Annotated in this window: 12 protein-coding genes and 16 pseudogenes; 24 read left to right on the top strand and 4 right to left on the bottom strand. The window is 74.1% G+C overall.

What is annotated here, in order from left to right; all coding sequences use genetic code 11:
- Positions 1–11 precede the first annotated feature (11 nt).
- Both UK94_RS24160 and UK94_RS64010 read right to left on the bottom strand, forming a co-directional pair.
- Positions 12–824 (bottom strand): annotated as a pseudogene (locus UK94_RS24160) (acyl-CoA dehydrogenase); the annotation flags it as partial.
- Between the two features lies 1 nt (position 825).
- Positions 826–1,208 (bottom strand): acyl-CoA dehydrogenase family protein (locus tag UK94_RS64010; protein WP_235489622.1); only part of this gene is annotated, 383 nt, incomplete at its 3' end.
- 398 nt (positions 1,209–1,606) lie between these two features.
- Between UK94_RS64010 and UK94_RS24155 the strand changes: the two genes are divergently transcribed.
- The 15 genes and pseudogenes from UK94_RS24155 to UK94_RS63970 all read left to right on the top strand — a co-directional run.
- A partial coding sequence (locus UK94_RS24155) for a ketosteroid isomerase-related protein (protein WP_235489566.1) occupies positions 1,607–2,041 on the top strand: 435 nt, incomplete at its 5' end.
- 48 nt (positions 2,042–2,089) lie between these two features.
- Positions 2,090–2,647, top strand: a complete 558-nt coding sequence (locus tag UK94_RS24150; RefSeq protein WP_055751641.1) for a ketosteroid isomerase-related protein — start codon at positions 2,090–2,092, stop codon at positions 2,645–2,647.
- 56 nt (positions 2,648–2,703) lie between these two features.
- Positions 2,704–3,074, top strand: a pseudogene (locus UK94_RS64005) (class I adenylate-forming enzyme family protein); the annotation flags it as partial.
- Between the two features lies 1 nt (position 3,075).
- A pseudogene (locus UK94_RS64000) lies at positions 3,076–3,534 on the top strand (AMP-binding protein); the annotation flags it as partial.
- Between the two features lies 1 nt (position 3,535).
- Positions 3,536–3,995 (top strand): annotated as a pseudogene (locus UK94_RS63995) (AMP-binding protein); the annotation flags it as partial.
- Between the two features lies 1 nt (position 3,996).
- A pseudogene (locus UK94_RS63990) lies at positions 3,997–4,371 on the top strand (long-chain fatty acid--CoA ligase); the annotation flags it as partial.
- Positions 4,372–4,496: 125 nt separating this feature from the next.
- Positions 4,497–4,752: pseudogene (locus UK94_RS63985) on the top strand (flavin reductase family protein); the annotation flags it as partial.
- A 1-nt stretch (position 4,753) separates the two neighbouring features.
- A partial coding sequence (locus tag UK94_RS63980) for a flavin reductase family protein (RefSeq protein ID WP_235489563.1) occupies positions 4,754–4,982 on the top strand: 229 nt, incomplete at its 5' end.
- A 52-nt stretch (positions 4,983–5,034) separates the two neighbouring features.
- Entirely contained in the window at positions 5,035–6,630 is a 1,596-nt protein-coding gene (locus UK94_RS24135; RefSeq protein WP_055751638.1) for an aldehyde dehydrogenase family protein, read from the top strand.
- Positions 6,617–7,771 carry an acyl-CoA dehydrogenase family protein gene (locus UK94_RS24130; protein ID WP_055751637.1) on the top strand — a complete coding sequence of 385 codons (1,155 nt, stop codon included), beginning with the start codon at positions 6,617–6,619 and terminating at the stop codon, positions 7,769–7,771. The genes UK94_RS24135 and UK94_RS24130 overlap by 14 nt, the downstream gene beginning before the upstream one ends.
- 12 nt (positions 7,772–7,783) lie before the next feature.
- Positions 7,784–9,487 (top strand): carboxyl transferase domain-containing protein, encoded by a 1,704-nt coding sequence (locus UK94_RS24125; RefSeq protein ID WP_200912895.1) that lies wholly within the window; start codon positions 7,784–7,786, stop codon positions 9,485–9,487.
- Between the two features lie 5 nt (positions 9,488–9,492).
- Positions 9,493–11,649 carry a biotin carboxylase N-terminal domain-containing protein gene (locus UK94_RS24120; RefSeq protein ID WP_235489560.1) on the top strand — a complete coding sequence of 719 codons (2,157 nt, stop codon included), beginning with the start codon at positions 9,493–9,495 and terminating at the stop codon, positions 11,647–11,649.
- Positions 11,646–12,413: an enoyl-CoA hydratase-related protein gene (locus UK94_RS24115; protein WP_055751636.1), complete on the top strand. Its 768-nt coding sequence runs from the start codon at positions 11,646–11,648 to the stop codon at positions 12,411–12,413. The genes UK94_RS24120 and UK94_RS24115 overlap by 4 nt, the downstream gene beginning before the upstream one ends.
- Positions 12,413–13,195: pseudogene (locus UK94_RS63975) on the top strand (acyclic terpene utilization AtuA family protein); the annotation flags it as partial. The gene UK94_RS24115 and the pseudogene UK94_RS63975, both read left to right, overlap by 1 nt.
- A 1-nt stretch (position 13,196) precedes the next feature.
- Positions 13,197–13,575: pseudogene (locus tag UK94_RS63970) on the top strand (acyclic terpene utilization AtuA family protein); the annotation flags it as partial.
- Between the two features lie 905 nt (positions 13,576–14,480).
- Here the strand turns inward: UK94_RS63970 and UK94_RS63965 are convergent.
- Positions 14,481–14,958, bottom strand: a pseudogene (locus tag UK94_RS63965) (acyl-CoA dehydrogenase family protein); the annotation flags it as partial.
- Positions 14,959–15,272: 314 nt separating this feature from the next.
- Positions 15,273–15,686, bottom strand: a 414-nt coding sequence (locus tag UK94_RS63955) for an acyl-CoA dehydrogenase family protein (RefSeq protein ID WP_235489557.1), incomplete at its 3' end; no start/stop codon positions are given.
- A gap of 565 nt (positions 15,687–16,251) precedes the next feature.
- Between UK94_RS63955 and UK94_RS24100 the strand changes: the two genes are divergently transcribed.
- The 9 genes and pseudogenes from UK94_RS24100 to UK94_RS63925 all read left to right on the top strand — a co-directional run.
- Entirely contained in the window at positions 16,252–16,674 is a 423-nt protein-coding gene (locus UK94_RS24100; protein ID WP_011602860.1) for a TOBE domain-containing protein, read from the top strand.
- A 467-nt stretch (positions 16,675–17,141) separates the two neighbouring features.
- Positions 17,142–17,186: pseudogene (locus UK94_RS74905) on the top strand (hypothetical protein); the annotation flags it as partial.
- Position 17,187: 1 nt separating this feature from the next.
- A partial coding sequence (locus UK94_RS24095) for an SDR family oxidoreductase (protein ID WP_235489555.1) occupies positions 17,188–18,452 on the top strand: 1,265 nt, incomplete at its 5' end.
- Positions 18,449–18,943: pseudogene (locus tag UK94_RS63950) on the top strand (2-nitropropane dioxygenase); the annotation flags it as partial. The gene UK94_RS24095 and the pseudogene UK94_RS63950, both read left to right, overlap by 4 nt.
- Position 18,944: 1 nt before the next feature.
- Positions 18,945–19,651: pseudogene (locus UK94_RS63945) on the top strand (2-nitropropane dioxygenase); the annotation flags it as partial.
- Between the two features lies 1 nt (position 19,652).
- Positions 19,653–19,913 (top strand): annotated as a pseudogene (locus UK94_RS63940) (2-nitropropane dioxygenase); the annotation flags it as partial.
- A gap of 1 nt (position 19,914) precedes the next feature.
- Positions 19,915–20,173 (top strand): annotated as a pseudogene (locus UK94_RS63935) (2-nitropropane dioxygenase); the annotation flags it as partial.
- 117 nt (positions 20,174–20,290) lie between these two features.
- A pseudogene (locus tag UK94_RS63930) lies at positions 20,291–21,227 on the top strand (beta-ketoacyl synthase N-terminal-like domain-containing protein); the annotation flags it as partial.
- Between the two features lies 1 nt (position 21,228).
- A pseudogene (locus UK94_RS63925) lies at positions 21,229–22,927 on the top strand (acyltransferase domain-containing protein); the annotation flags it as partial.
- Positions 22,928–23,009: the final 82 nt, after the last annotated feature.

Raw genomic sequence — 23,009 nt, 5'->3', positions numbered from 1 at the left:
CCCCGTGCGCGTCAGGCGCCGTCGAGCAGCCCCAGCTCCGCGCGCCCGAGCAGGTCGTACGCCTGGTCGGTGGTGAGCGGGTGGAAGGGCCCGCCGCGGGCGTCGCGGTACAGGCGCTCCAGGACGTGGCCACGTCGAAACGCCGACCCGCCGACCAGGCGCAGCGCCGTGTCGGTCACCCGGATCGCTGCCTCCGTGGTGGCGACCTTCGTGACGTCGAGCAACCCCGTGCGGGCGAGCGGATTCCACTCGGCGTCCCGGCCGTCGAGCAGAATGCGCCCCGTCGTCTCCAGCGCGCGGGCCGCCGTCTCCGTGTCGACCAGCATCCGGCCGAGCCCGTGCTGGATGTAGCCGATGCCCTTCAACGTGACGTCGGAGCCCTCCATCGTGGCGCCCAGGGACTTCTTGCGCAGGATCTCCCGAGTCGCCGCGTACGCCTTCTCGGCCAGGCCGCAGTAGACCCCGGCGAAGCTCATCGACGCCCATTCGAACTCGCCGAACAACCCGTTGCGGAAGTTGCCGCCGTAGGCGTCCGCCGGGGCGGCGACACCGTCGAACACGAGGGTGTGGGTGCCGGTCGCGCGCATGCCCATCGTGTCCCAGGTCTCGACCACGCTGATGCCGGGGCTGTCGATCGGCAGCACGAACACCGCCTCGCGCGCAGCGTGGTCGGTGAACTCCGTCGGCAGCTCGCCGGACGGGTCGGTGATCGTCGCGTTGAACGCGACGAGATCGGCGCCGAGGCAGAGGGTGGCCCAGGTCTTGCGCCCGGTGACCCGCCAGCCGCCGGAACCGTCGGGAACCGCCTTCGTGTCGGCGAGACCNGTCAGGCCGGCCCGATCCTCGCTGAACGGTCCGCACACGATCTTCTGTTCGTCGACGACCTCGGCGAACACCCGTTCGCGCATCGGCTCGTCCAGCAGTCCGCGGAAGATCCCGATCATCGTCTGGTGCATGTTGAAGGCGAGCGCGATGGCCGGGTCGCCCTTGGCGAGCTCCTTCGACACCAGGGTGGTCGTCCAGATGTCCGCGCCCAGCCCCCCGTACTTCTTCGGCACCGAGAGGGCGACCAGGCCGCTGTCCCGGTAACGGGGAACGAGTTCGGTGGGGAACCGGTTGTCGGCGTCGGCCGCCGGCCCGGCGGCGGCGAACTCCTCGGCCAGCGCGCGGGCCGTCGCGAGCACGTCGGCCTGTTCGTCCGGCGTCATCTCCACGTGGTGCTTTCCCATGCCGCAGCACACTCCTCGTCGTCGACGGTGTCCCGGTGAACACGCCCCCGCTGAATGCGTCCCGGTCGAGCGAAACGTAGCTCGGCCGGCGCGGGGCGGAATCTCCCTGCGGGAGAACTTCCGCCCTTCATCGGGGTGACATCGGCACCGCACCGACCCGCTCTCACCGGGCGGAGCCGGCCGGCCCCGTCGCATTCACCCCAAGGAGCAGGGTCTTTACCCCCGGGGGATGACGCGGTGCCGCCGGCGACGGACCTAACCTGGTGGCCACCGAACCACGGGATTCCCTCGGACCGCCGTCGGGAACCGTCGACCCGGCAGGAAGCGCCGACAGGGAGCGTTGTCCGATGTCCTCCTACCGTTTCGCCGTACAGTGNCTCAAGGCATTCCGCGAGAGCGCGGAGAAGGTGTGCGCGCTGTATGCCGACGAGTTCCTCTTCGAGGACCTGATTCTCGACCAGTCCATCACCGACAAGGCGGAGCTGCATCGGGTCTTCGCCCCGTACGCCAACGCGGACCGGGACAACGGCATCGGCATCAACCTGTTCCGCATCGACGAGTACCTCGGCGACGCCCGCAGCGGTCTCATCCGCTGGACCTGGGAACCCGACGGAGCCGCCGCCTTTCTCGGGGTCCCCACCAGCGGGCGGCCCTTCGCCACCGCCGGCCAGACCTTCCACGTCTACGACGCCGACGGGCGCATCCGGCGCGAGTCGACCTACTGGGACGCCGTGGCGCCGCTGCACACCCTGGGACTGCCGGTGTCGGCCCACGGCGGGATCACCGCCCCGGTCCCCGCCCCCACTCACTGATCCGCCGCCCGCCGAGCCGCCGCCCAGCCGGCGCGAGAGGAGAACCCGATGAGCCAGGCGACCGAGCACGCCGAGCGGTGGGCGCGGGCGATCACCGCCGACACCGACGCCGCCGTCGCGCTCTACGCCGACGCGGTCCTCTACGACGACCGCCGGGCGGTCGACCACGTCGTGGACACGGCCACCGACCGCACGCAGGTGCGCGAGCGCCTCGCCCCCTTCGCGAACCAGGATCCGGCCAACGGCCTCGGCATCCACCGCTTCGACGTCCTGGAGGCCATCGAGACCACGGGCGGGGCCGGCGCCCGCGCCGTGACGATCCTGTGGCGGTGGACGGGCGAACATCTCGCCGGCTTCCGCGGAGTGCCGACCGGCGGGCGCTCCCTGGCCACCCGCGGCCAGACCTGGCATCAGCTCGACGCGGACGGCCGCATCGACCGTGAGCTGACCAACTGGAACGACACCCCGGTGCTCCAGCAGCTTGGCCTGCCGGTGCTCACCCCCCACTACTGGGTCGCCGACGCCGGCGCCATCGCGGTCTCGGGCGCCGCCCCGGGCGTCGGCACCCCCACCGCCTCAGCCACCGCCGACGGCGCCGGTGGCTGAGGCGGCCGGGCAGACGGCGGCCGGGCGACAGCGAGTCGGCGAGGAGGGGATCGGTCATGTGGGGCACCCTGCCCGAGGTCTTCGACCGGGCGTGCCTTTACCACGCGGGAGCGACGGCGCTCGTCGACGGCGAGCGGCGGCTCACCTACCGGCAGATGCGGGAGCACGCGAACCGGGTGGCGCACGGCCTGGCCGCGCTCGGCGTCGGCCGCGGGGACCGGGTGGGTCTGCTGCTGCCCAACGTGCTGGAGTTCATCCCGACCCAGCACGGCATCTGGAAGGCCGGGGCAGCGCTCGTGCAGATGCCGGCGCGGGCCGCGGCCGCCGGGCATCGGGCCACGCTGCGCCAGACCGGGGCGACCACGCTGATCTACCACGAACGGTTCGACGACGTCGTCGCCGAGGCCCTCGCCGGCGTGCCGCAGCGNCCCCGGCTGATCCGGCTCGCCGCGAGCACACCGTCACCGGCTGGACCGGGCGGTCTGGCCGATTCGGCCGATTCGGCTGGTTCGGCTGGTTCGGCTGATTCGGTGCGCCGCGGCGGTCCCGTCGAGGCGGTGGACTCCGCCGGGCTCGGCCGCCTCGACTACGCGGCGTACTTCGGTGCCCAGCTCGACGGCCCGCCCGCGACGGTGCCACGCGAGGACGACGAGGCGTATGTGCTGTTCACCTCCGGCAGCACCGGCGAGCCGAAGGGCGTCGTCACCTCCCATGAGACCTGGGCGCACTACAGCATCACGGCCGGCCTGGAGATCGGCGACATCCGTCCGGGGGAGGTGTTCGCGCACGGCGCCCCGCTCACCCACTTCACCCAGATCTTCGTCATGCCGACGTTCCTGCGCGGTGGGACGAACGTGATGCTGCCGGGGCTCGACGTCGACCTGCTGNTGGGCACGGTGCAGCGGGAGCGTGTCACCGCCACGGCCGTGGTGCCGACGATCGTGTACCTGCTGCTCGACCATCCCGACCGGGCGTCCTACGACCTCTCCTCGCTGCACACGATGATCTACGCCGGGGCGCCGATCGCCCCGGAGCGCCTGCGCGAGGCCCTCGCCGTGTTCGGCCCGATCTTCGTGCAGACCTACGCGGGTACCGAGCCCGGCTACGTGTCCTGCCTGCGCAAGGAGGACCACCGGGTCGACAGCGAGCCCGGCCTGCGCCGGCTGGCCTCGGCCGGACGCCCGATCCCGTACGTGCGGGTGAGCATCCAGGACGAGGCCGACCGCCCGCTGCCGATCGGCGAGACCGGGGAGATCTGTTCGCGCCAGCTCGGGCAGATGCTGACCTACCTCGACCCCACCCGCAACGCCGAGGCGCTGCGCGACGGCTGGGTCCACACCGGCGACATNGGCCGCCTGGACGACGACGGCTTCCTCTACCTCGTCGACCGCAAGAAGGACATGGTGGTCAGCGGCGGGTTCAACGTCTTCCCACGCCAGGTGGAGGACGTGCTGCTCACCCATCCCGCGGTCGCGCAGGCCGCCGTCATCGGCGTGCCGCACGCGAAGTGGGGCGAGGCCGTGCACGCGGTCGTCGTCGCCCGGGCCGGGGCCGAGGTGACCGAGGCCGACCTGATCGCCCACGTCCGCCGGGAGCTGGGCGGGGTGCCCGCGCCCAAGTCGATCGAGTTCCGCGCCGGCCTGCCGCTCAACGCGGCCGGCAAGGTCGACAAACGGGCGATCCGCGAGCCGCACTGGGTCGGCCGCGGTCGCCGGATCGGTTGACCGCCGTGCCGAGCCCCGCCTGGGCCCCGTCGGGAGGAGACCACACCGTGCCTGTGCNTACGCGTAGGACCGGACCCGGACCGGCTCACAAACCCGGACCCGGACCCGGCCATGGATCCGGATCGGTGGCCGGGCCGGATGCCGCCAGCTTCCGGGACGTGCTGTCCCGGTTCGCCACCGGCGTGGTGGTGGTGACGGCGCTGGCCGGCGACCGGCCGGTCGGGCTGACCTGCCAGTCGTTCACCGCGCTGTCACTGGACCCGCCGATGATCCTGTTCTGCCCGGGCCGGTCGTCGACCTCGTGGCCGGCGGTGGCGGGCGCGGGCCGGCTGTGCGTCAACATCCTCAGCGCCGACCAGGATCTGCTCAGCGCGGGCTTCGNGCGCAGCGGGGCGGACAAGTTCGCCGGCGTCGCGTGGACGCCGCTGCCGGGCGGCGCACCCGCCCTGGACGGCGCCGCCGCCCACATCGGCGCGCACATCGCCGCCATCCACGACGGCGGCGACCACCACATCGTCACCTGTCACGTCGAGAGCGTCCGCGCCGGCGAGCACGACGGCCCGCTCGTCTACTACCGCAGCCGCTACCGGCGGCTGCTGCCGGCCGACTGATCTGTACCGGCACGGCCCGCCGGACCGGACCGGACCGAGGAGGGGAGGCACGATGGGCGTACCGCACCACCCGCTGTTCATCGCCGGACGATGGGTCGACACCGCCGACCGGTACGACCTGCGCAGCCCCGCGACGGGCGAGCTCGTCGCGACCGCCGCGCGGGGCGGGATCACGCACGTCGACCAGGCGGTCGACGCCGCCGCGGCGGCGCACGCGGCGGGGGACTGGCGACGTACCCCCCCGGCCGAGCGGGCGGCGCTGCTGCACCGCGTCGCCGACCGGCTGCAGGCGCGGCTGCCCGAGCTCGCGGCGCTGCAGAGCCGGGAGAACGGCGCCACGATCCGGGTGAGCAACGCCCTGCACCTGGGCCTGTCGATCGCGCACCTGCGCTACCTGGCCGACCTCGCCGGCTCGTACGCGTTCGAGCGGCCCGGCCCGGCGATGGACCCGCTGCCCACCGCGGGCCTGCTGCGGCGCGAACCGCTCGGCGTCGTCGCCGCGATCGTGCCCTGGAACATCCCGCTGCTGGTGACGATCTGGAAGGTCGCCCCGGCGCTGGCCGCGGGCAACACCGTCGTGCTCAAGCCCGACGAGCACGCTCCGCTGCTGCCGCTGGAGCTGGCCGCCGAGTTCGCGGCGGCCGGCCTGCCGGCGGGCGTCCTCAACGTCGTCACCGGCGACGGCGACCCGGTCGGCGCCCACCTCGCCGCGCACCCGACGGTGCGCAAGGTGGCGTTCACCGGCTCCACCGAGGTGGGTCGCGCCATCCTGCGCGCGGCCGCCGGCACGGTGAAGCGGGTGACCCTGGAGCTGGGCGGCAAGGGTCCGAACATCATCCTGGCCGACGCCGACCTGCCGCTGGTGGTGGACGGTGCCCTGTACGCGGCGCTGGCGAACAACGGGCAGGCGTGTGAGGCCGGCACCCGCCTGCTCGTGCCGGCGGCCCGGCAGGCGGAGATCGTCGAGGCCCTGGTGGACCGCGCCAAGGGCCTGCGCCTGGGCGACCCGCTGGACCCGGCGACCGACGTCGGACCGGTGATCAGCGCCGGCCAGCGGGACCGGATCCTCGGCCGCCTGGCCGCCGCCCGCGCCGAGGGGGCCACGATCGCCCTCGGCGGGGCGACGCCGACCGGACCCGGCTTCGACGTCGGGTACTGGGTCGAACCCACCGTGGTCACCGGCGCCGCCGCCACCGCGCGGATCGCCCGCGAGGAGGTCTTCGGCCCGGTGCTGACCGTGCTGTCGTACGACTCCGTCGACGAGGCGGTGGCGCTGGCCAACGACAGCGACTACGGCCTGTCCGCCGGGGTGTGGAGCGCCGACGAGGCCCGCGCGCTCGACGTGGCCCGCCGGCTCGACGCCGGGATGGTCTACGTCAACGACTGGCACGTCATCCACCCCGCCTACCCGTTCGGCGGGACCAAGCAGAGCGGCCTGGGCCGCGAGGGTGGACCGGACGCGCTCGACGCCTACACCGAGCAGAAGATCATCACACTCGACCGGGCCGGCGGCCTGGCGAACCGGCCGGCGTTCGGGCTGGTGCTCGGCGCGCCACCAGAAGGGCTCGGCGCGCCACCGGCAGGGCTTGACGCGTCACCGGCAGGGCTTGGCGCGTCACCAGAAGGGAACCACGGTGGACTTCGCTGAGACCGCGGAGCTGACGGCCCTGCGCGAGACCGTCGCCGCGATCATCAAACCGTTCGGTGGCGCCTACTACACCGAGCGGTCGGCGACCCGGACGCCGACCGCCGAGGCGTGGGGTGCACTGGCCGAGGCCGGCTACCTCGGCGTGAACCTGCCCGAGCGCTACGGCGGGGGCGGCGGCGGCATCGTGGAGCTCGCCGCCGTGTGCGAGGAGAGCGCCGCGGCGGGCTGCCCGCTGCTGCTCCTGCTGGTCTCGGCGGCGATCTCCGGGGAGGTGATCGCCCGGTTCGGCGACGAGGGCCAGCGGGAACGCTGGCTGCCCGGCCTCGCCGACGGCAGCCACAAGATCGTCTTTGCGATCACCGAGCCGGGCGCCGGGTCGAACACCCACCGCCTGGCCACGAGCGCGCGCCGCGCCGGCGACGACTGGCTGCTCAGCGGCCAGAAGTACTACATCTCCGGGTTCGACGAGGCCGCCGCCGTCCTCGTGGTGGCGCGCACCGGCGTCGACGAGGGCACCGGGCGGGCCCGGCTGTCGCTGTTCGTCGTCCCGACCCGCACCCCCGGGCTGACCGCGCACCCGCTGCCGGTCGCGGCCCAGCTGCCCGAACGACAGTTCACCCTGTTCCTCGACGACGTGCGGGTGCCGGCCGACGCGCTGGTCGGCACCGAGGGCGACGGCCTGCGCCAGGTGTTCCACGGGCTGAACCCGGAACGGATCGCCGGTGCCGCGCTGTGCGTCGGCATCGCCCGGTACGCCCTCGACCGCGCCGTGGCCTACGCCCGCGACCGGCGGGTCTGGGACCAGCCCATCGGCGCCTACCAGGGCATCGCGCACCCGCTCGCCAAGGCGCGGATCGAGACCTCGCTGGCCGCCCTGATGACACGCCGCGCCGCGTGGGCGCACGACCGGGGGCTGCCCGCCGGCGAGCCGTCCAACACGGCCAAGTACGCGGCGGCCGAGGCGGCGCTGGCCGCCGTCGACCAGGCCATCCAGACCCACGGTGGCAACGGGATGTCGGCCGAGTACGGCCTGGTGCCGCTGTGGGGGCTGGCCCGCACGCTGCGGATCGCGCCGGTGAGCCGGGAGATGATCCTGAACTACGTCGCCCAGCACGGTCTCGGCCTGCCCCGCTCGTACTGAGGAGACGACACCTTGACGACCACCATCCGCGGGACGACCACCGTCGGCGGGACGACCACCGTCGGCGGGACGACCACGACGCCCGGCCCGGGCGCGGCACACCCCCGCGTCGCCGAGGGGACGGTCCTGCGCTCCCGCCTGGACACCGGCTCCGGGCAGTACCGGACCAACCGGCGCACGCAGCTCGGACTCCTGGCCGACCTGTCCGAGCAGCTCGCCGCCGCCCGCGACGGTGGCGGCGAGCGCTACCGCGACCGGCACCGTCGCCGCGGCCGGCTGCTGGTCCGGGAGCGCATCGAGCTGCTGCTCGACCGGGACTCGGCGTTCCTCGAACTGTCCCCGCTCGCCGCCTGGGGCAGCGGGTTCGCCGTCGGGGCGAGCGTCGTCACCGGGATCGGCGTGGTGTCCGGGGTCGAGGTGGTCGTCATCGGCCACGACCCGACGGTCCGCGGCGGCGCGATGAACCCGCACTCGCTGCGCAAGACGCTGCGCGCGCTGGAGATCGCGCGGCGCAACCGGCTGCCCGTGGTGAACCTCGTCGAGTCCGGTGGTGCGGACCTGCCCAGCCAGGCCGACCTGTTCGTCGGGGCCGGGCGGATCTTCCACGACCTGTCCGCGCTGTCGGCGGCCGGCGTCCCCACGATCGCCCTGGTCTTCGGCACCGCGACGGCCGGCGGCGCCTACGTGCCCGGGATGTGCGACTACGCCGTCCTCGTCGACGGCCAGGCGAAGGTGTTCCTCGGCGGCCCGCCGCTGGTGCGGATGGCCACCGGCGAGCAGGCCGACGACGAGGAGCTCGGCGGGGCGGCGATGCACGGGCGGGTGTCCGGGCTCGCCGACCACGTCGCCGTCGACGAGCGCGACGCGATCCGCATCGGCCGCCGGATCCTGTCCGAGATCAACTGGCGCAAGCTTGGTCGCGGGCCCGAACTGCCCGCCGACCCGCCGCTCTACGACCCCGACGAGCTGCTCGGCATCGCCCCGGCCGACCTGCGGCTGCCGTTCGACCCCCGGGAGGTGCTCGCCCGCGTCGTCGACGGCTCCCGGTTCGGCGAGTACAAGCCGGAGTTCGGCACCCGCCTGGTGACGGGCTGGGCGTCGGTGCACGGGTTCGCCGTCGGGGTGCTGGCCAACGCGGGCGGCATCCTGTTCAGCGCTGAGGCGTGCAAGGCCGCCGAGTTCATCCAGCTCGCCAACCAGGTCGACACCCCGCTGCTGTTCCTGCAGAACACCACCGGCTTCATGGTGGGCACCGCCTACGAACGCGGCGGCATCATCTCCGACGGCGCCAAGATGATCAATGCCGTGACGAACAGCAGCGTCCCGCACCTGACCGTCACCATGGCGGCGTCGTTCGGCGCCGGCAACTACGGCATGTCCGGGCGGGCCTTCGACCCGCGGCTGATGTTCGCCTGGGCCGGCGCCCGCTGCGCCGTCATGGGCGCCGCCCAGCTCGCGGGCGTGCTGTCGATCGTCGGGCAGTCCGCCGCCGAGGCCGCCGGCCGGCCTTTCGACGCCGCCGCGGACGCCGAGCGGCGGGCGGCGATCGAACGCCAGATCGAGGCCGAGTCGCACGCGTTCTTCATGAGCGGGCGGCTCTACGACGACGGCGTGCTCGACCCACGGGACACCCGCACCGTGCTCGGCATCGCCCTGTCCGCCGCGCACTCCGCGCCGATCGAGGGACGCCGTGGCTACGGCGTCTTCAGGATGTGACCGCCGTGAGTCCCACCGACCCCCCAGCGCCCACCGACCCCCCAGCGCCCACCGACCCCCCAGCGCCCACCGACCCCCCAGCGCCCATCGGCCCCCCAGCACCCACCGGCCCGACGCGCCCGATCCGCCGGCTGCTCGTCGCCAACCGGGGCGAGATCGCCGCACGGATCATCCGGACCGCGCACGCGATGGACATCGCCACCGTCGCCGTCCACGCCGATCCGGACGCCGACGCCCCGTACGTCGCCGCCGCGGACGAGGCCGTCGCGCTGCCCGGCGCGACGCCGGCCGAGACCTACCTGCGCGCCGACCTGCTCGTCGAGGCCGCCCTGCGCACCGGGGCCGACGCCGTCCACCCCGGCTATGGCTTCCTCGCCGAGAACGCCGCGTTCGCCCGGGCCTGCGCCGCCGCCGGCCTGACGTTCGTCGGACCGCCGCCGGCGGCGATCGAGGCGATGGGGTCGAAGACCCGGGCGAAGGAGCTGATGGCCGCCGCCGGGGTGCCGGTCCTGCCCGGCCTGGTCGTCGACGAGGCCCTGCTCGCCGGCCGCGACGGCGGGACCGTCGCCGCCGAGGCGGGCCTGACATTCCCGCTGCTGGTCAAGGCCGTCTTCGGCGGCGGCGGGCGGGGGATGCGCATCGCCCGGGACGCCGCGGAACTCGCCGCGGCGGTGGCGGCGGCCCGGCGCGAGGCGGCGTCGGCGTTCGGCGACCCGACGGTGTTCCTGGAGCATCTCGTCGACCGGCCCCGCCACATCGAGGTGCAGGTCTTCGCGGATTCCCACGGCGAGGTGGTGCACCTGTTCGAGCGGGAGTGCTCGATCCAACGGCGCTACCAGAAGATCATCGAGGAGGCGCCGTCCGCCGTGGTCGACGCCGGGCTGCGCGAGCGGCTCGGCGCCGCCGCCGTCGCCGCCGCCGCCGCGATCGGGTACGTCGGCGCGGGCACGGTCGAGTTCGTGCTCGACCGTGCCGGGCGCTTCTTCTTTCTGGAGGTCAACACCCGCCTGCAGGTCGAGCACCCGGTGACCGAGCAGATCACCGGCCTGGACCTGGTCCGCGCCCAGCTCCTGGTCGCCGAGGGCGCCCCGCTGCCGGCCGAGGTACGCACCGCCCGGATCACCGGCCATGCCGTCGAGGCCCGGCTGTGCGCCGAGGACGTCGGCGCCGGGTTCCTGCCGGCCGCCGGGACGATCCACCGCTTCGAGGTTCCGACCGATCCGGGCATCCGCGTCGACAGCGGCGTCGCGGCAGGGTCCGTCGTCGGCGTCCACTACGACTCGATGATCGCGAAGGTCGTCGCGCACGGGGCGACCCGTGACGAGGCGCTGCGCCGGCTCGCCCGGGCGCTGTCGCGGACCCGGGTGCACGGGATCGTCACCAACCGCGACCTGCTCGTGGCCGTGCTGCGCGACCCGCGGTTTCGGGCCGGCGAGTTCGACACGGGCTTCCTCGACCGGTGGGACCTCGCCGGGCTCGGCGCGCCCGCGGTGGGCGGGGACGTGCTGGCCACGCATCTCATCGCGGCCACCGTCGCCGCCTCGTCGCAGCGCCGGGCGGCGGCGGTCCTGCCGGGCCTGCCCCCCGGCTGGCGCAACGTTCCCGGCGAGCCGCAACGCGCCGTGTACACGGTGACGGGCGGCGGGACGGCCGGTGGCACGGCCGGTGAGGTCGAGGTGCTCTACCGGTGGCGGGGCCGGGGTCTCGACGTCAGCGTCGGCGGGCGGGCGCACGACGTCGGTGTTCACCGGGTCGGACCGGACGGGGTCGATCTCACCGTCGACGGCGTCCGGGCCACGGTGGCGGTGCACCGGGTCGGGTCGCGGGTCTACCTCGACGGCCGCGGCGCGTCGACGGCCGTCGACGAGATCCCCCGGTTCGTCGAGCCGGGTGCCGCCGCGGCGGCGGGGTCGCTGGCCGCTCCCATGCCGGGCACCGTCGTGCGCGTCGCGGTGGCGCGGGACGCGGCGGTGGCCGCCGGTGACGTCGTGGTCGTCCTGGAGGCGATGAAGATGGAACATCCGGTGGTCGCGCCGCACGACGGGGTGGTGAGCACGCTGGACGTCCGGCGCGGGCAGGCCGTCGGCGGCGGTGACATCCTCGCGGTCATCAGCCCGGTCGAGCCGGTCGGCGCCGTCGTGGCCGGGGCGGTGGCGCCGTGACGTCCCCGGCGGTCGGCTACCGCCGCGAGGGACCCGTCGCGTGGCTGACGATCGACCGCCCCGAGACCCGCAACGCCCTGTCCGCCGAGGTGCGTGCCGGGCTGTGGGAGGCGTTCACCCGGCTCGGCGCGGACGCCGACGCCGCTGTCGGCGTGCTCACGGCCAGCGGGGACCGGGCCTTCTGCGCCGGCGGCGACCTGCGGGAGATGGCGGGGGAGGGGCTGCGGGTGCCGCCGCCGGACTACCTGCCGCAGCTCGGCCGCAACATCGACGTCGACAAGCCGGTGATCGCCGCCGTCAACGGGGCCGCCTACGCCGGCGGGTTCCTGCTGACGCAGTGCTGCGATCTCGTGGTCGCCGCCGAGACCGCCCGGTTCGCCGTCACCGAGGCCCGGGTCGGCCGCGGCGCCCCCTGGGCCGCGCCGCTGCCCTACCTGCTGGCGCCGCGGATCGCGATGCAGATGCTGCTGACCGGTCAGCCGCTGACCGCGCGGCGCGCCCACGAACTCGGCCTGGTCAACGAGGTCGTCCCCGGCCCGGAGCTGGCCGGCCGGGCCGGCGAGCTCGCGGCGACGATCGCGGCGAACGCGCCGCTGTCGGTGCGCGCGGCCCGGCGCACGGTCGGACTGCTCGCCGAACTCCCGCTGTCGGCGGCGTACCGGGAGGCGGAGCGGCTCTGGGAACCGGTCTACCTCAGCGACGACGCGCAGGAGGGCCCGCGGGCGTTCCGCGACGGCCGCCCGCCGGTGTGGACCGGCCGCTGATGACCCCCGAGACGCCGCGGCGGGCGGTGCGCATCGCGAACTGCTCGGGGTTCTACGGTGACCGGATCGACGCCGCCCGGCTCATGGTCGACGGCGGCCCGGTGGACGTGCTCACCGGCGACTACCTGGCCGAACTCACGATGCTGATCCTGTGGAAGGCGCGCCGGCGCGACCCCGACGCCGGCTACGCGCGGACCTTCCTCGTCCAGCTCGAACAGGTGCTCGGCACCTGCCTGGACCGCGGGATCCGGATCGTGGTCAACGCCGGCGGGCTCAACCCCGCCGGGCTCGCCGCGCAGGTCGCCGCGGTCGCGGGGCGCCTCGGCCTGGCCCCGCGGGTCGCCCACATCACCGGCGACGACCTCGTCGGCCGGCTCGACGAGCTGCGAGCGGCCGGCGAGCCGCTCACCCACCTCGACACCGGGCGGCCGTTCGCCGGGCTCGCCGCGGACGGCGGGCCGCCGGTGACCGCCAACGCCTACCTCGGCGGGTGGGGCATCGCCGCCGCGCTGGCCGCGGGCGCCGACGTCGTGGTGGCGCCGCGGGTGACCGACGCCTCCCTCGTCGTCGGGCCGGCGGCCTGGTGGCACGGCTGGGCCCGCGACGACTGGGACCGCCTCGCCGGCGCCGTCGCGGCCGGGCACGTGATCGAATGCGGGCCGCAGGCGTGCGGTGGGAACTACCCCTTCCTGGCCGAGATCACCGACCGGCGCTATCCCGGGTTCCCGATCGCGGAGGTCGCCGCCGACGGCTCCAGCGTCATCACGAAGCATCCCGGCACCNGCGGGCTGGTCTCCGTCGGGACCGTCACCGCCCAGCTGCTCTACGAGATCGCGCAGCCGGCGTACCCGAATCCGGACGTCGTCGCCCACTTCGACACGATCCGGCTGGTCGAGCAGGGCCCGGACCGGGTGCGGCTGTCCGGCACCCGGGGCAGCCCGCCGCCGGACACGCTGAAGGTCGCCATGACCTGCCTCGGTGGGTACCGCAACACGATGACGCTCGTCCTCACCGGCCTCGACATCGAGGAGAAGGCCACCTGGGCCCGCCGGGAGCTGTTCGACCTGCTCGGCGGCGAGGGCGCCGTCGACGAGGCGGACGTGCGGCTGCTGCGGTTCGACCGGCCCGACGCCGACGACAACGCCCTGGCCACGGCGCACCTNCGGATCACGGTGAAGGACCGCGACCCGGCCCGGGTCGGCCGGCGGTTCTCGGACGCGACGACGGCGCTGGCCCTCGGCGGCTACGCGGGCTTCCACACGACCACCCCGCCGACCGAGGCCAGCGCCTACGGCGTGTACTGGCCGACGCTGGTGCACCGCGACGCCGTCGAGCAGCGCGTGGTCCTCGACGACGGCCGGCAGATCGTCGTCCCGCACAGCCCGTCGGCGCCGCCCGCCGTCGGCATCCCACCGCTGCCGAGGCCGTCGGCCGTCGCGGGGCGGGGCNCCGTCGCGGGGGGCGATCGGTTGGTCCGGGTGCCGCTGGGGCTGCTCGCGGGGGCGCGGTCCGGGGACAAGGGCGGCAACNCCAACGTCGGGCTCTGGGCCCGCGACGACGCCGCCTACGCCTGGCTCGCCGCCGAGCTGACCGCGGCGCGTTTCGCCGAGCTGGTCCCGGAGGCGCGGGGGCTGACGATCCACCGCTACGAGCTGGCGAACCTGCGGGCGCTCAACGTCGTCGTGGTCGGCCTGCTCGGCGACGGCGTGGCCGCGGCGACCAGGCCCGACCCGCAGGCCAAGGGGCTCGGCGAGTATGTCCGCTCACGGCTGGTCGACGTGCCGGCCCGGCTCCTGCCGCGTTGAGGTGGCCGGACTACGGACGCCGCCGCCGAGTGGCATCGCGCCGTCCCCGGCCGCGACCACTCGGGCCGGTGGGCCGGCTCGGGAGCTCCCGGCGCCGTCGCGGCGTGAGCCCCGGCCGAGCCGGCGGGCTCTGGGTCATCGGGAATCTGACCATTGCGCACCTCTCCCTCGCAGTGGACGTCTCGCAGTGGACGTGTAGGACCCTCGCGGTGAAGTGCAGGACTCGCGGTCCCCTGCCCGCAGCCTCGGGCGGGGGAGGACGTCAACGCCGCATGAGCAGCGAGCCGCCCAGCAGGTAGGCGCCGACCATCTCGAAGTTCGTCGGCGACAGGGTGATGTGCGCGGCCGCGCTGTGGACGTCGCGCAGGCAGCGGTCGAGCCGCCCGCCCGCGCCCAGCGCGCGGGTGCCGGCCATGCTGTGCAGGCTGTCCACGGCCTTGACCGTGTTCTCGCCGACGGTGGCGGCGGCCAGTCTGATCAGCGCGGACAGCTCCTCCCCGCCGATCAGGCAGCGCAGGCTGGCATGGTGGGCGGCGTCCTCCAACAGCAGCTCGGCGGAGCGGACCAGTGCCGCGGCGCGGGCGAGGCCGGCCTGGACGGTGTGGCTGGTGCCCAGGGTCTGCGTCCCCCGGGCGGGGACCGTGCCCACGGCGATGCCCGGGAAGGCGCTCAACGCGTCCTGGGCGATGCCGAGAATCGTCGACGCCGTGGTGAACGGCCCGAAGTCGTAGTAGGCGATGNGGTAGCCGCGGGAGGGGCGGGCGGCCGGTGGGCGGCGCAGCAGCCCGCCGTCGACGGTGAACTCCTCGGGCACGAACTGGTCGTCGACGGTGAAGCTGACACTTCCCGTCCCTCGCAGGCCCGTCGTGTGCCAGTCGTCGTCGAAGCGGACCACGCCGGCGGGCACGAACAGCATCCGGGTCGGCGCGGTCGCCGCCGGCGCGCAATCGCCCCCCGCGAGGCCGTCGGCCGGGGAGTCGCCCTCCGTGACCAGGGAGGCGCAGACGAGCCAGTCGGCGTGGGTGGATCCGCTCGCGAACGACCAGCGACCCCNCAGCCGGTAGCCGCCGGGCACCGGCTCGGCCTGACCGGAGGGGTTGATCCCGCCGACCACGAGCCCGTCGCTGTCCTGGAAGAGCTGGCAGGCGACCTGCTCCGGCAGATAGTCCGACATCCGGGAGATGACCCCCTGGACCCCCATCTGCCAGGCGACCGAGGCGTCGACACGGGCGAGCGCCTGCAGGACGGCGGAGCCGGTCCGGACGCTGACTCCGCCGCCACCGAAGGACGGGGACACCCACATGCGGTGGATGTTCTGATCCCGTAGCGCGGCGATGACGGCGGCCGGCGTCACCCTTTCCCGCTCGGCCTGCTCGCGGTGCCGAACCAGGACGGGAGTGACCTTCTCGACTCGCGAGAGCCACTCGGTCGTCTCTTCATGGGAGTGCGCGGAGCCGCTCCAGGACACGTCAGATACCTACTCTGCTCGGAATGCGCGTCGGGTCTGCGGGCAAAGGCTGGAACGGAGGTGCCGGTAGGCTCTTGACCGGCAGGTTTCCGGCTCTTTGCGGGGACCGGCGGCTGCTTGTCATTCGTGTTGACGGCTCGATACGGGCCCGCGCCGGGCGGCCCGAAGGTGGCGGGCGGCGGGCGGCGTCCCGGCGGGGTGGGACGCGCGACGAGGTGGTGCGCCGCGGTCGTAGCGGCGCTGAGCTGCGCGGACATCCGCCGCCCCTTCCTCGTCGGGGCCAGGCGACCACGGGTTGAGGCCACCCGGCGGCCCGGCGTTCAGCCGCATCTACGGTTGGATCCTAGCAATTTAAACGCAGATGCGGTCCGATATGGGAAGAAGGGTCCGTGGGCGCGGTCCGGTTGGCCGGGACGGACGGTCCGATGGACCCCAGTGTGACCCCGGGGTTCGAGGGTATTCGCCGGTCGCGACGTTGNCCGAACGGTCGGAAGACGGTCGGGTGACTCGGGTAACACCGTCGTCATGCAACTCGTCCGATACATGGGCTAGATAAGGTCGATTCATGATCCTTAGTATTCGTAACCGATTCACCGGAATTATTACCGAGATAGTCAGCGGCTCGGTCATGGGAACCGTCACCATGGAGATTCCCGGCGGCCTGTCGCTCGCGGCCACGGTCACGATGGACGCGATCAAGGATCTTGGTATCGGCATCGGCACCGCCGTGGAGGCACTCATCAAGTCGACCGACATCGCGGTGGCGACCACCGAGGTGTCGGGGCTGAGTATCCGGAACAAGCTGGCGGGTACGCTCGTCGGGCTCGACTCCGGCGGAGCGATGTCGGTCGCGAGGATCAAGGTCGGCAAGGATGTGGAGCTCACGGCGGCGATCACTCGGGCGGCGGCCGAGGAGCTCAAGCTCGAGCCCGGCACGCCGGTCACCGCACTGATCAAGTCCACCGAGGTCTCCTTCTCCGCGGTCTGACGCACCCTCCGCGCCGACCGGCCCACCCGCCGGTCGGCGCGCGGCGCCCCGCGCAGGCCCCGCAGCGTTCGCCGGCCCGTCTGCCCGTCTGCCCGTGAGCGCCTGCCTGCCACCGGCCGCCTGCCTGCCGCCGTCTGGCGAAGTCACCCGATCCGGGTGTCCGGTGCGGTTCGGAAAAGGACGCACTGTTATCGCGACTCAGGGTGGGTACCCCGTAACGCAGGGCCTGACCACCCGCTGTGCGGTGGATCGCATCGGCATGTCCCCCGGCGGTCGCGATACGCGTCCCTGACGTCGACGCACTGTCACCAAATTCCGGGTGACCGCTTTCGCGTCGCACGTTCCATCAGCGGTCCGACGTGTGCGGAGGATGCGCGGTGTCCCGGTCCGGCCGCGGTGCCTCGCGGACAGGCCGGATGGACGCCGTCGACCAGGAGGCGGGAATTCTCGTGGAGATCGCAATCACNGGGGCAACCGGATTTCTGGGTGTGCATCTGGTGCGGGAACTTCTCNAGCGGAATGCGTCGCTGACGGTGCTGGCCCATGCGGGCTCCGGGGACGCCGCGGACCGGCTCGCCAGGTTCCTGCGGGCCACCGGAGCCAGTCCTCGGCTGATCGACGACCTTCCCCGCCGGATCTCGGTGGTCGACGTGGACGTGGCCGAGCCGTTTCTCGGCCTCGACCGTGCCGACTTCCGACGGATCGCGGACGGCGTCGACGCCGTCTGGCACAGCGCCGCCCAGACGAAGCTCGCCGGTGATCTCGCCGAGTTGCGGCACGTCAACGTCGACGGCACCCGGAACATGCTGGCGCTGGCGGCGGCGGGCGGACGTCGGCCGCGCTTCTACCACGTGAGCACGGCGTTCGTGGCCGGCCTGCGACCCGACCCGGTCGTCTACGAGGACCAGCTCGACGCCTCGCGGGGCTTCGCCAGCCCGTACGAGCAGTCGAAGTACGAGGCGGAGGTCGCGGTCCGGGAGTGGTCGGCCGGCAGCGGCCGGCCGGTCGTGGTGTTCCGCCCGAGCGTCCTGGTCAGCCATCGCCCGCCGCACCCCGACCGGCCCTCGGACACGATGGAGGCGGTCGCCCGCTTCATGCTCACGATCGCCTCGATGGCCGTGGAGAGCGGTCTGGCCGACGCCGAGGAGCCGGTCGTGCAGACCGTGCGGGTCGTCGGCGACCCACAGGCTCGCTGGAACGTGATGGCCGTCGAGGACGCCGTGCGGGACATGGTGCGCCTCGCCGAGCGCCCGCCGCCCGGCGCGACGGCCACCTATCACATCGTCAGCACCCGCGACCTGCCCGTGTCGCTGCCCGTCGACCTGCTGGAGAGCTTCCTGCCGGTGCGCGTGGAGCTCGTCGATCAGCCCCCGGCCGATCCGACGCCACTGGAACGGATCATCGGCGCGGTGCCCGGGTTCCTCATGTACCTGCGTCACCGCCACGTCTTCGACGACACCCGCACCCGCACGGCGCTGGGCGAGCGGCTCGCCGAGACGCTCGTGGACCGGGACTACCTGCTCTCCGGCCTGGGCATCGCGGAGATGGACCTGGCCCCGGGCGATGTGCTCGCCGCCGACCTGCTGTCCCGTGCCCTGTCCGCCTACGACCCGACGACCCGCCTCGCCCCCGCCGCTCGGCCCGATCCCGCCGCTAGGTCCGATCCCGCCGCGCCGCTCGGTCCCGCCGGGCGGACCTACCCGGCCGCGCGAACAGACCCGGCGCCGCGGGTCGAAGCCGCCCAGGTCAGGTCCGCCCTGGGTGGGGGCGCACGATGACCGTCACCCCTCGACCGGCCCGCGTCGCGCGCCCGCCGCAGCGCGGCCGCGTTCCCGTGCCGGCGCTGCGCCGGCCGCCTGCGCGCCAGCCCCGGTCGGGTGCATCCGACGGTGGGCCGATGTCGGTGCCGACCTGGCGGGCGGGCCCGCACCCGGCGGCCTTCACCGGACCGGAGCTGGCCGCCTGCGTGCGCGCGGTGCGGGAGCCGGTGCACCTGCTGGCCGTGCCCGGCCGGGGCGTCGGCCTCGGTCTCGGCGGCGACGTCGGCGCGGGGGACCCCGCGGCCCCGGTGGTGGTGGGCACCCTGCCCGCCCTGTACCCGGAGTGGCTCGGCGACCGTTCGTTCGCGGCGGCGCACGGGGTGCGTTTCCCGTACATCGCCGGGGAGATGGCGACCGGCATCGCCACGACCGCGATGGTGACCGCGATGGCCCGCGCCCGGATGCTCGGCTTCTTCGGCTCGGGCGGCCTGGGGCTCGACCGGATCGAGNAGGCCGTCGTCACCCTCGCCGGCACGCTCGCCGGCCAGCCGAACTGGGGGGTCAACCTGCTGCACTCGCCGGGCGACCCGGCGCTGGAGGACACCACCGCCGCCCTGCTGCTGCGCCACGGGGTGCCGTGCGTGTCGGCGTCGGCGTTCATGTCGATCACACCGGCGGTGGTCCGCTGCGCGGCGTCGGGGTTGCGCCGCACGCCCGACGGCCGGGTCGAGCGCCGCACCCGGGTGTTCGCGAAGATCTCCCGGCCCGAGGTGGCCGAACAGTTCATGTCGCCGCCGCCGGGAGAGATCCTGCGGGCGCTGGTCGACGGCGGGCAGATCACCGCGGCGGAGGCGGAGCTCGCCGCCGGTCTGCCGATCGCCGAGGACATCACCGTCGAGGCCGACAGTGCGGGGCACACCGACGGCCGGCCGATGGCCGTCGTGGTCCCGGCCGTGCAGGCCGTGCGGGACCGGGTCGTCGCCCGGTTCGACTACCCGCGGCCGGTGCGGGTCGGCGCGGCCGGCGGTCTCGGCACGCCGGCGGCGGTCGCGGCGGCCTTCGCGCTCGGGGCCGCCTACGTGCTCACCGGCTCGGTGAACCAGGTCAGCGTCGAGTCCGGCCAGTCCGCGGACGCCAAGGCGATGCTCGCCGGCGCCGACCTGGCCGACGTGGCGCTCGCGCCGGCCGCGGACATGTTCGAGCTCGGCGCCAAGGTGNAGGTGCTGCGCCGCGGGTCGATGTTCGCACCGCGTGCCGGGCTGCTGTTCGAGGCCTACCGCCGGCACGACAGCCTGGACCAGCTCGCCCCCGAGCTGCGCGCGAAGCTGGAGCGCGACCTGTTCGGCATGTCCCTGGACGACGTGTGGGCCCGAACCGCGGCGTACTGGGTCGAACGCGACCCCGTGCAGGTGGAGCGGGCGCTGCACGACGCCAAGCACCGGATGGCGCTGGTGTTCCGGTGGTACCTGGGGAACTCCGNCCGGTGGGCGCTCGCCGGCGAGCGCAGCCGGCGCACCGACTACCAGATCTGGTGCGGCCCGGCGATGGGCGCGTTCAACCGGTGGATCAGCGGCAGCTTCCTCGCGCAGGCGGCGGAGCGCGGCGTCGTCCAGATCGCCCTGAACCTTCTCGAAGGAGCGGCGGTGGTCACCCGCGCCCATCAGGTGCGCAGCTTCGGGGTGCCGGTGGGTGTCGCTCAGTTCCCCCCACGGCGGCTGGCGCTCGGCGCCGACGGCTGACCTCGCGGCCGGTAGACCCGGAAAGGGCCGGCCGGTCCGGAAGGAGACACGGACACCATGCGACGAACGGACTCCCCGCCCCAACCGCCGATCGCGGTCGTCGGAGTGGGCGCCANCATGCCGGGCTCAACCGATGCCGCCGGGTTCTGGAACTCCATCGTCGGCGGCGAGGATCTGATCACCGAGGTGCCGCGTTCCCACTGGCTGGTCGAGGACTACTACGACCCGGACCCGGCCGCGATCGACAAGACGTACGTGCGTCGCGGCTCGTTCCTGCCGACGATCGACTTCGACCCGGCCGAGTTCGGCATCCCGCCGAGCACCGTCCCGGCCACCGACACGGCGCAGCTGTTCGCGCTGCAGGTCGCCGACCAGACCCTGCGCGACGCCCTGGGCGACGAGTACGACACCGCCGACCGCGGCGGCATCGGCTGCATCCTCGGCAGCGGCAACCTGGAACTGCTCAGCGAGATCGACCTGCGCCTGGGCCGGCCGATGTGGTTCAAGGCGCTGCGTGAACTCGGCTACTCCGACACCGACGCCCGCGGCATCTGCGACCACGTGCTCAAGGACTATCCGCAGTGGCAGGAGGCCACCCTGCCCGGTGGCCTGGGCAACATCGTCGCCGGCCGGGTCGCGAACCGGCTCAACCTGCACGCGGTGAACTACACCGTGGACGCCGCCTGCGCGAGCTCCCTGGCCGCGGTGTCGGCGGGCGTGAACGAACTCGTCCTCGGTCGCGCCGACATGATCATCAGTGGTGGCGTCGACGCCCTGAACAACCCGTGCACGTTCGTCAGCTTCTGCAAGACGCCGGCCCTGTCGCCGACGGAGGACTGCCGGCCCTTCTCCGCACAGGCCGACGGCACGCTGCTCGGCGAGGGCGTCGCGATGGTCGCGCTCAAGCGCCTCGACGACGCCCGCCGGGACGGCAACAAGATCTACGCGGTGATCCGCGGGATCGGGTCGTCCTCGGACGGCCGCGGCGCGGCGATCTACGCCCCGGCGCCGGGCGGCCAGGTCAGGGCGGTGCGCGCCGCCTACGCCGACGCCGNCTACGGGCCGGAGACGGTCGGGCTCGTCGAGGCCCACGGCACCGGCACCGTCGTCGGGGACCGCACCGAGGTCACCGCGCTGACCGAGGTGTTCGGCGGCGCCGAACGCACCGGCGACCGCTGGTGCGCGCTGGGTTCGGTCAAGTCGCAGGTCGGGCACACGAAGTCGGCGGCCGGCGCGGCCGGGCTGCTCAAGGCCGTGCTCGCCCTGCACCACCACACCCTGCCGCCGACGATCAAGGTGACGGAACCGAACGCCGACCTCTCGCTCGATTCCAGCCCCTTCTACCTCAACACCGTCTGCCGCCCCTGGGTGCGCCCCGCGGACCACCCGCGGCGGGCCTCGGTGTCGAGCTTCGGCTTCGGCGGCATCAACTTCCACATCGCGCTGGAGGAGGCCCCCGCCGCCGTCATCAGCGGCTCCGGTGGCAACGGCGCGTCCGCGGCGTCCGGTGAATCCGGAGCCGGCCGCGTCCGGCGGCATCGCCTGGCGCGGGCCGCCGGCAGCGAACTGGTCCTGTTCGGCGCCGACACACCCGAGCAGATCGTCGCCGCGCTGCGGGCGATCGACACCTCCCGGCCCACCGCGGGGATCGCGCGGGCCAGCCGGCGCGCGTTCGACGCCCGCCGCCCGGTCCGCCTCGCCCTGGTCGCGGGCTCCGCCGAGCAGCTCGGCACCCGGATCGACCAGGCCGCCAACCTGATCGGCCAGCGGCCGCGGGAGCCGTTCACCAATCCCCGCGGCCTGCACTACGCAGTCCCGACCGGCGCAGTCCCGACCGGCGCAGCCACGACCGGCGCGGCCACGACCGGCGCGGCCACGACCGGCGCGGCCACGACCGGCGCAGCCACGACCGGCGAGTCCGGCACCGGCATCCCGCCCGTGCCGCCGCCGCCCGCGGCCCCGCCGGCGTTCCTCTTCCCGGGCCAGGGCAGCCAGTACGTCGGGATGGGCACGGACGTGGCGCTGCGCTATCCCGCCGCGCAGGAGATCTGGGACCGTTTCGGTGGCCTGCGGTTCGGCGGCACGGCGCTGCACGAGGTGGTGTTCCCACCGCCGACCTTCGACGAGGCCGAGCGCGCCGCCCGGCAGAACACGCTGACCGCCGCCGAATGGGCGCAGCCGGCGATCGCGCTGCACTCGCTCGCCCTGCTCGCCGTCCTCGCCGGCTACGGGGTGCGCCCGCGCTGCGTGGCCGGACACAGCTTCGGCGAGCTGACGGCCCTGTGCGCCGCCGGTGTCCTCGACGCCGAGTCGCTGATCGTCCTCGCCCGCCGGCGCGGCGAGCTGCTGCGCACCACCACCGAGCGGGCTGGCGGGCGGATGCTCGCCGCCGTCGCCGCCCAGGACGACGTCGCGGCGGCCCTCGACGGGCTGCCCGACCGGGATGTCTGGGTGGCCAACCACAACGCCCCGAGGCAACTCGTGCTGTCCGGCACCGCGGCGGCGCTGGAGACCGTCCAGGGCAAGCTCGCCGCCGAGGGCATCGCCACCCGGTGGTTGGAGACGGCCACCGCCTTCCACTGCCCCCTGGTCGCGGCGGCCCGCGATCCGCTGCGCGAGGTGCTCGCGGGCATCGAGATCCACCCGGCGCGCTGCGAGGTCGTCGCGGGCTCCGACGGCCGGCCCTACCCGACCGACCCGGCGCTGATCCGGGAGCGGATCGTCGACCAGCTCACCGCGCAGGTGTTGTTCGTCNACCAGATCGAAACGATGTACGCCGACGGCGTGCGGNCCTTCGTCGAGGTGGGCCCCGGCGGGACCCTCACCGGCCTGGTCA

The sequence above is a fragment of the Frankia sp. AvcI1 genome, from assembly GCF_001420875.1.
GTDB classification, from domain to species: Bacteria; Actinomycetota; Actinomycetes; order Frankiales; family Frankiaceae; genus Frankia; species Frankia alni.
This window is presented reverse-complemented; position numbering and strand designations above follow the sequence as displayed.

Excerpts from the sequence above, each read along its gene's own strand:
- UK94_RS24135 (WP_055751638.1), top strand. The coding sequence starts at position 5,035 with ATGGGCGTACCGCACCACCCGCTGTTCATCGCCGGACGATGGGTCGAC.
- UK94_RS24100 (WP_011602860.1), top strand. The coding sequence starts at position 16,252 with ATGATCCTTAGTATTCGTAACCGATTCACCGGAATTATTACCGAGATA.
- UK94_RS24150 (WP_055751641.1), top strand. The coding sequence starts at position 2,090 with ATGAGCCAGGCGACCGAGCACGCCGAGCGGTGGGCGCGGGCGATCACC.